Here is a 7,166-nt window from a genome sequence, read left to right as displayed (position 1 = left end):
ACGATCGTCAGGTCGCGAGCCCCCCGGCTCCGTCTCAGGGGGGACGGGAAGATCGTCATCCCCGCCGATGCGGGAGCCGGCGCGCAAACATATGTTTGCTTCCGTGAGCCAGTACGGAACCCGTCAGACAGTCGACCGCGCCCCGGCAGCCGCGCGGCCGGCCGAGAGCCGCCCGGCACGGGCCTCGCCGCTCGCCGGGCGGCGGGCCACCCTGCTGGCGGCAGGGGCCTGCCTGCTCTCCTTCGTGGCGTTCCTCGTGGCCCAGCGGGTCGCGGGCGTCACCTGGCTCGACCTCGACGTGTACCGGGCCGAGGGCTGGGCGATCCGCACCGGTGCCGACCTGTACGAGCTGCGGGTCACCAAGCACGAGCTGCCCGCCACCTACCCACCCTTCGCCGCGCTGCTGTTCGTGCCGCTGACCTGGGTCGGCGTGGAGACGATGCGCGTCGCGGCGACCGTCCTCAACCTGGCGCTGCTGCTGACGCTGGTCTGGCTGACGCTCCGGCTGATCGGCCGGCGCCCCTGGGGCCTCTCCATGCCCGGCACGGCCTGCGCGGTGGCCGCGGTGGCCGTCTGGTGCGAGCCGGTGTGGACGACGCTGCGCTACGGCCAGATCAACCTGCTGATCGCCGTCCTGGTGCTGTGGGACCTGAGCCGGCGGTGCGACCACCGGTGGGCCGGGGTCGGCATCGGCATCGCCGCCGGCATCAAGCTCACCCCGGCGCTGTTCGCGGTGCTGCTGGCGGTGGCCGGCGGCCTGCTCGCCGTCCGGCGGCTGCGGCGCGGCGCCCCGGCGTGGAACTGGCTGCTGCGGCGGGCCGCGATGGCGGTGGGGGCGTTCTGCGCCACGGTGGCGGTCGGGGCGCTGGCCGCGCCCCGCGACTCCTGGCGGTTCTGGTCGGAGGTGATCTTCGACAAGGACCGGGCGGGCAGCGTCGAGGGCACCGCGAACCAGTCGCTGCGCGGGGTGGCGGCCCGGGCGCTGCACACGGTCGACCCGGGCGCCGGCTGGCTGCTGCCGGCCCTGCTCGTCGGCTGCGTCGGCCTGGCCACGGCGGTGGCGGCCCTGCTGGCCGCGGACCGACTGCCGCACGCCAGGGCCTGGGCGGCGGTGGCCTGCGGCGTCACGGCGCTGCTGGTCTGCCCCATCTCCTGGTCCCACCACTGGGTCTGGGCCGTCCCGATGGTCCTGCTCCTCGCCGCCGAGGCCGCCCGCACCCGCCAACCCCGATGGCTGGCGGCCACGGCCGCCATCGGGCTGCTGTTCTTCACCTACGCCCTCTGGTGGGTGCCGCACTTCGACGCCGGCCGCCCCGAACTGCGGCAGTCCGTCGGCCAGATGCTGCTCTCCGGCGTCTACCCGGCGCTCGGCCTGGCCTTCCTGGCCCTGGCCGCCACCGTCGTCACCCGCGCCTGGCTCCGCCGCCCGCCGGGCCCCCTCATATCCCGACCGCTCCGCCCGCGCCCCGTACCCGCCCGTACACGCTGAGGAGTTCGTCCAGCACCGCGTCGATCGTGAAGCTGTCCCTGACCAGGTGGAAGGCGGCCTCGGAGGCGCGTTCGTTGGCCTCGGGGGTCAGAAGGTCGAGGATGGCCGCGCCCAGCAGCGGGCCGTTGTCCGCGTCCTGGCGTGACGGCACCACCCGGCCGGCGCCGGCGCGGGCCACGTCGGGGGCGAGGCCGGTGGTCTCGGTGACCACGACGGGCGTGCCCACCGACATCGACTCCAGCACCGAGACGGAGAACGCGTCCTGGATCGAGGGCAGCACGAAGACGTCGGCGCGCCGCAGCCACTCCATCACCTCGGTCCGGTCGAGCGCCCCCACCCGGTCGAGGGAGCCGCGGACGCCCAGCGCGTCGGCGTGGGCCAGCGTGTCGGCCAGTGCCCCGGTGTCGGGGCCGGCGAGCACGAACCGCGCGTCGGGGTGGCGGGCCAGCACGGTGGGCATGGCGGCCACGAAGTCCGCCGGGCGCTTGCCGGCCTGCACCCGGGCCAGGTAGAGCACGGTCGGCGGCCCCGAGGTCTTGCGGCGCCTTTCCTGCGCCGGCACGCCGTTGACCAGCCGGTACTGCGGGGCGATCGGCGCCGGCGCGACGACGGCCGCCGTCTCGGTCCGCTCCCGCTCGGTCAGGTGGAGCACGGCGTCGGCCCGGCGCAGCACCCGGCGCACGCCGAGCGCGTCGACCAGCCGGGCCACCCGGTTCTCGGTCGGGTCCACCATGCCGTGCGTCTGGAGCACCAGCGGGGTGCCGGCCCGGAGCGCGAGCAGCGCCATCGGCAGCGTGATCAGGTCCCGCATCAGGTGGACGTGCACCACGTCGGCCGACCGCACATAGGACCTGGCGCGGGTCAGCAGCGCCGGCGAGGTGATGCCGCTGACCTCGAAGCGGGGCAGCACGTGCCGGGCCTGGAAGAGCCGCACCCGCGCCCCCTCGACCTCGTGCGGCAGTTCCTCGTCCCCGAAGCCGTCCCCCAGCGCGAGCAGCAACGCCTGGTGCCCCCGCTCCCGGAGCCCCCGGCACTGGGCGAGCGCCACCCTGGTCGGACCGCCGAAGTCGTGCGTGGGCGTGTGCAGGGTCACCACGTGCAGCACTCGCATAGCCGCGAACTCCCTCCCCCCACCGCGTCGTCGGGCGACCGGTGGACGTACCAGGCTACTGGCCCCCGCGTGCCTCCGGCGGGCCGGCGGGGGTCCCGGGCGGCGGCGGATACCGTGCCCGGGTGCGTCACCTGCCGGGCGCGCCGACGAGGTCGTCGTGGAAGGGGTAGGGGGTCTCGCGGCTCTCGCGTTGGAGCGCGCGGAGGAAGTCCGACATGACCGCGGCCGGTGGCGCGTGCCGGGCGAGGATCGCCGCGGCCGCCGGCGGGATGTCCGGGCGGACGTCCGTGGGGGGCCGGCCTGCGGCGAGGGCGTGCACCAGCGCGTGGCGGTCCTCTCCCCAGGCCCCGAGCAGGGCGGTGACCAGCCAGTTCACCAGGTGGTTGTGGGCGTAGCGGCGGTCGTAGGTCCGGTGCCGTTCGTAGAAGTCGGCCTCGGTTCCGGACAGTTCGAACCGGGTGGAGATGGCGAGGCCGTAGTCCGCGAAGTAGAGGTGCCGGCCGTCGGTCAGGATGTTCTCGAAGTGGGCGTCGAAGTGCAGCAGCCCCCGGTCGTTCATGAACGCGATGCCGGCCGCCAACTCCCGCTCCACCATGGCGCATGCCCGGTCGGCGGCCTCCCCGCCCGCCTCGGCCTGGGTGCCGAACCAGCGGTGCAGGTCCCCCGGGAAGTGTTCCAGGAACAGCGCGACGCTCGCCGACGAGTCCCGGAGGGCCTCGAGCCGGCGGCGCACCTGCGGCCCGCCGCCCCAGTAGGCGACGACCCGTTCGATGTCGGCCAGTTCCTCGGGCAGCGGTGTCGAGTCCGGCAGCACCCGCCAGTGGTACATCAGCGGGAACCCCTGATGCTCCCCGGTCAGCACCCAGTTGGTGGTCATGGTGTGGGCGGCGAGCTCCCGCCAGGACCCGAAGCCCGGCCCGCCGACGCCGTAGTGGCAGAACACCGGCAGGTCGAACAGGTTCGCCGTGGAGTGGACGTTCTCCGGCCGCCGTTCCAGGTCGGTGAGCGGTATCCGCTTCACGAAGACCGGCGTGCCGTCGACCTCGACCAGGACCGCCTTGCCGCCGATGCCGGAACCGAGCGGCGTTCCCGCGTCCACCAGTTCGCGCAGCGCGCGATCACCGTGCAGGGCCAGGGCGGTCGAGACGGCCCCGTACCCGGCGAGGCGCGCGGCGCGCGACATGTCGACACTGTCCTTCAACGCTGCCTCCCGAACGCGACCGGGCTCGACAGTACGTGGCCGCCGGGTGGTGGGGCCACCCGGCGTCCGTCGGCACCCGGCGGCTGCCGGGGGCGGCGTCGGGTCGTCAGATGCCGATCGTGGTCTCGAAGGTGTCCCGGGTCCTGGCGAGCCGGTACCAGCGGTCGGCGATGGCGTCGGGGTCGCCGTCTCCGGCGCCGGGCACGATCGGCACGCCGATGGACAGGTGGCCGACGTACACGCCCTCGGCGGCGAGTTCGGTGTGGGCGCCGCCGAGCCAGTTGCGCAGGCCGGCCTGGGCGATGCCGGCGTTGCCCAGGATCGGTAGGGGAGCGATGGCCGAGGCGCCGGTGGTGTACAGCAGGGCGCCGTCGCGTGCCCGGCGCATGGCGGGCAGCACGGCCGCGGCGGCGGTCAGGCCCCCGCCGACGACGAGGTCGAACTGGGCCCGGGCCGAGGCCGGGGTGGTCTCCAGGGTGCTGGTGAAGCCCATGGCCGCGGTGTCGGGCATGCCGTCACCCGAGTGGTCCCAGACCGGGGCGGGGCTGTAGGAGAGGACGCCGACGCGGCCGAGGTCGGCCGCGGCCGCGTCGAGGGCGGCGGTCAGCGCCCGCGGGTCGGTGGCGTCGGCCGGGTAGGCGCGGGCGGTGACGCCCTCCTCGGCGAGGGCGGCGGCGAGCGCGTTCAGCCGGTCCCGGCCGCGGGCGATCAGGGCGACGGGGTGGCCGGCGGCGCCGAAGCGGCGGGCGATGGCGCGGCCGAGGTTGGCTCCGGCGCCGACGACGGCGATGGTGGACGAGGGCATGGGTGGTCGGGTCCCTTCGTGGTTACGCTTTGTTCGTAACGTCAAGGTAGTGACCCAGGACGACCTTCACAAAAGGCACTTTCATGTTCGGTAGGAACACCGATGATCCCCATGAGCCCCCCGCCGGTCCCGACGCTCCGGCCGGCGGCGACTCCCCCGGCGCGCCGCTCCCACCGTGGCGCGTGCCACCGCACCCCTGCGCGTCCTGGCCGGACAACGGCGCCGGCATCCGGGAGACCCTGGACCGCGTCGGCGACAAGTGGTCGGTGCTGGTGATCGGCATCCTCGCGGCCGGGCCGCTGCGGTTCGGCGCCCTCCGCGACCAGGTTCCCGGCATCTCCCAGCGGATGCTCACGCTCACCCTGCGCCACCTGGAGCGTGACGGCCTGCTCACCCGCACCGTCTATCCGGCGGTGCCGCCGCGGGTGGAGTACGAGCTGACCCCGCTCGGCCAGGGGCTGCGGGAGACCTTCTACGCGTTCGTACGGTGGGCGACCGACCACAACGACGAGATCGAGGCGGCCCGCCGCGGCTACGACGCCCGATGAGGCCGCCCCGGGCCGGCCGCCCCGGGCCCGCCGCCGGGGGTCAGTCCCGCGGGGTCAGTCCCGCGGCCGGTGGTGGCGCCCGAGCGGGATGACCATCGGGGTGTCGCTGACCGGGTCGCGGGTGATCCGGCAGTCGAGGGCGAACACGTCGGTGACGGTCTCCTCCGTGATGACCTCGGCCGGGGCGCCCTCGGCGACGATCCGGCCGGCCTTCATGGCGACGACGTGGTCGGCGTACCGGCAGGCCTGGTTGAGGTCGTGGAGCACCATCACGACGGTGCGCTTCCGGTCGCGGTTGAGGTCGGTGATCAGGTCGAGGACGTCGATCTGGTGGGCCAGGTCGAGGTAGGTGGTGGGCTCGTCGAGCAGCAGCACCGGGGTGTCCTGGGCGATGGCCATGGCGAGCCAGGCGCGTTGTCGTTGGCCGCCGGAGAGCTGGTCGACGGTGCGGTCGGCGAGGTCGGTCAGGTCGGTGGCGGCGAGGGCGTCGCGGACGGCGCGTTCGTCGTCGTTCGACCACTGGCGCCACCAGGTCTGGTGCGGGGAGCGTCCCCGGCTGACCAGGTCGACGACGGTCAGGCCCTCGGGTGCCACCGGGGACTGCGGCAGGATGCCGAGGCGCTGCGCCAACTCCCTGGTGGGCACCGACCGCAGGGCCCGCCCGTCGAGGTGGACGGCGCCGCCGCGCGGGGTGAGCAGGCGGGCGAGGGCGCGCAGCAGGGTGGACTTGCCGCAGGCGTTGGCGCCGACGATGGCGGTGACCCGGCCGGGCGGCACGGTCAGGTCGAGGTCGCTGACCACGGTCCGGTCCCCGTAGGCCAACGAGAGGCCGGCGGCGCGCAGTTCGGGATGGGCGGACACCGGCGCCGACACGGAGGACGAGACGGGGGACGAGACGGGGGACGAGGCAGCGGACGACACGGGGGACGGCACGGAGGACGAGACGGGGGACGGCACGGCGGTCAGCCTCCTTGGCCGGCGCGGTTGGCGCGGGCGAGCAGCCAGAGCAGGAACGGGGCGCCCAGGACGCCGGTGACGACGCCGACGGGCAGTTCGACGTCGCCGAGCAGCCGCCGCGCCATGAGGTCGGCGGCGAGGACGACGAGGGCGCCGGTGAGCCCGGAGGCGACCAGCGGCGGCCAGGCGGTGCGTGCGAGGCGCTGGGCGATCTGCGGCGCGGCGAGCGCGACGAACGCGACGGGGCCGGCGGCCGCGGTGGCGAAGGCGACGAGGCCGACGCCGGTGAACAGCAGTGCCAGCCTGGCCGGTTGGACGGGGGTGCCGAGGCCGGTGGCGACGTCGTCGCCGAGCTGGATGACGCGGAGGTGGCGGGCCAGCAGCAGGGCGGCGGGCACCAGGAGGGCCAGCGCGAGGGCGAGTGGGGTGACGTGGACCCAGTCGCGGCCGTTGAGGTTGCCGACCAGCCAGCCGAGGGCGGCCTGGGCCTGGAACCGGCCGCCGCGCGCCAGCAGGTAGTCGGTGACGCTGGCGCAGATCCAGGAGACGCCGACGCCGACCAGCACGATCCGGTAGCCGGTGGTGCCGCGCCGCCAGGAGAGGGCGTACACCAGCAGCGCGGTGGTGAGGGCGCCGAGCAGGCCGAGGGTCTGGGTGCCGAGCCCGCTGCCCCAGCCGAGGACGATGCCGGCGACGACGGCGGTGCCGGCGCCCTGGGTGATGCCGATCAGGTCGGGGCTGGCCAGCGGGTTGCGGGTCATGGTCTGGAAGAGGGCGCCCGACATGCCGAACGCGAGGCCGGCGAGCAGCCCGACCAGGGCGCGGGGCAGCCGGAACTCGCGGACCACGAGGGTGGTGCCGGGGTCGGCGCTGCCGGTCAGCGCGGCGACGACGTCGGCGAGCGGGATCTCGATGTCGCCGACGGCGATGCCCCAGCAGAAGAAGAACAGGGCGCCGGCGGCGAGCGCCAGACACACGACGAGTTGTCTGATCCGCAGCACGCCGGAGAGGGGCGGGGCGGACAGCCGGAAGGTGCGGTGCCGGCCGAGCCGCCC

7 protein-coding genes are annotated in these 7,166 nt (G+C 75.0%); 2 read left to right on the top strand and 5 right to left on the bottom strand.

Annotation, left to right across the window (positions count from 1 at the left end):
• Positions 1-103: 103 nt before the first annotated feature.
• The gene (locus tag E1283_RS28330; protein ID WP_243745166.1) at positions 104-1,489 is read left to right on the top strand and encodes a glycosyltransferase 87 family protein; all 1,386 of its coding nucleotides are present in this window, start codon (positions 104-106) and stop codon (positions 1,487-1,489) included.
• On the opposite strand, the gene E1283_RS28325 is transcribed toward E1283_RS28330, so the two are convergent.
• The 3 genes from E1283_RS28325 to E1283_RS28315 form a co-directional block, all read right to left on the bottom strand.
• Positions 1,440-2,600 carry a glycosyltransferase gene (locus E1283_RS28325; protein WP_132821013.1) on the bottom strand — a complete coding sequence of 387 codons (1,161 nt, stop codon included), beginning with the start codon at positions 2,598-2,600 and terminating at the stop codon, positions 1,440-1,442. The genes E1283_RS28330 and E1283_RS28325 overlap by 50 nt on opposite strands.
• A 127-nt stretch (positions 2,601-2,727) precedes the next feature.
• Entirely contained in the window at positions 2,728-3,783 is a 1,056-nt protein-coding gene (locus E1283_RS28320) for a protein kinase family protein (protein ID WP_132821012.1), read from the bottom strand.
• Positions 3,784-3,907: 124 nt separating this feature from the next.
• Positions 3,908-4,606: an SDR family NAD(P)-dependent oxidoreductase gene (locus tag E1283_RS28315; RefSeq protein ID WP_132821011.1), complete on the bottom strand. Its 699-nt coding sequence runs from the start codon at positions 4,604-4,606 to the stop codon at positions 3,908-3,910.
• Between the two features lie 182 nt (positions 4,607-4,788).
• On the opposite strand from E1283_RS28315, the gene E1283_RS28310 reads away from it, so the two are divergent.
• Positions 4,789-5,154 carry a winged helix-turn-helix transcriptional regulator gene (locus E1283_RS28310; RefSeq protein ID WP_132821010.1) on the top strand — a complete coding sequence of 122 codons (366 nt, stop codon included), beginning with the start codon at positions 4,789-4,791 and terminating at the stop codon, positions 5,152-5,154.
• Positions 5,155-5,208: 54 nt separating this feature from the next.
• On the opposite strand, the gene E1283_RS28305 is transcribed toward E1283_RS28310, so the two are convergent.
• Both E1283_RS28305 and E1283_RS28300 read right to left on the bottom strand, forming a co-directional pair.
• A complete protein-coding gene (locus tag E1283_RS28305) occupies positions 5,209-6,027 on the bottom strand; it encodes an ABC transporter ATP-binding protein (protein WP_243745168.1) in 819 nt (272 codons plus the stop codon).
• Positions 6,028-6,116: 89 nt separating this feature from the next.
• Positions 6,117-7,136 (bottom strand): FecCD family ABC transporter permease, encoded by a 1,020-nt coding sequence (locus E1283_RS28300; RefSeq protein WP_243745167.1) that lies wholly within the window; start codon positions 7,134-7,136, stop codon positions 6,117-6,119.
• Positions 7,137-7,166 lie beyond the last annotated feature (30 nt).

The organism is Streptomyces hainanensis (genome assembly GCF_004348415.1).
Classification (GTDB): domain Bacteria; phylum Actinomycetota; class Actinomycetes; order Streptomycetales; family Streptomycetaceae; genus Streptomyces; species Streptomyces hainanensis.
This window is presented reverse-complemented; position numbering and strand designations above follow the sequence as displayed.

Coding starts and splice junctions, on each gene's coding strand:
- E1283_RS28325 (WP_132821013.1), bottom strand. CDS start 2,600: ATGCGAGTGCTGCACGTGGTGACCCTGCACACGCCCACGCACGACTTC.
- E1283_RS28320 (WP_132821012.1), bottom strand. CDS start 3,783: ATGTCGCGCGCCGCGCGCCTCGCCGGGTACGGGGCCGTCTCGACCGCC.
- E1283_RS28315 (WP_132821011.1), bottom strand. CDS start 4,606: ATGCCCTCGTCCACCATCGCCGTCGTCGGCGCCGGAGCCAACCTCGGC.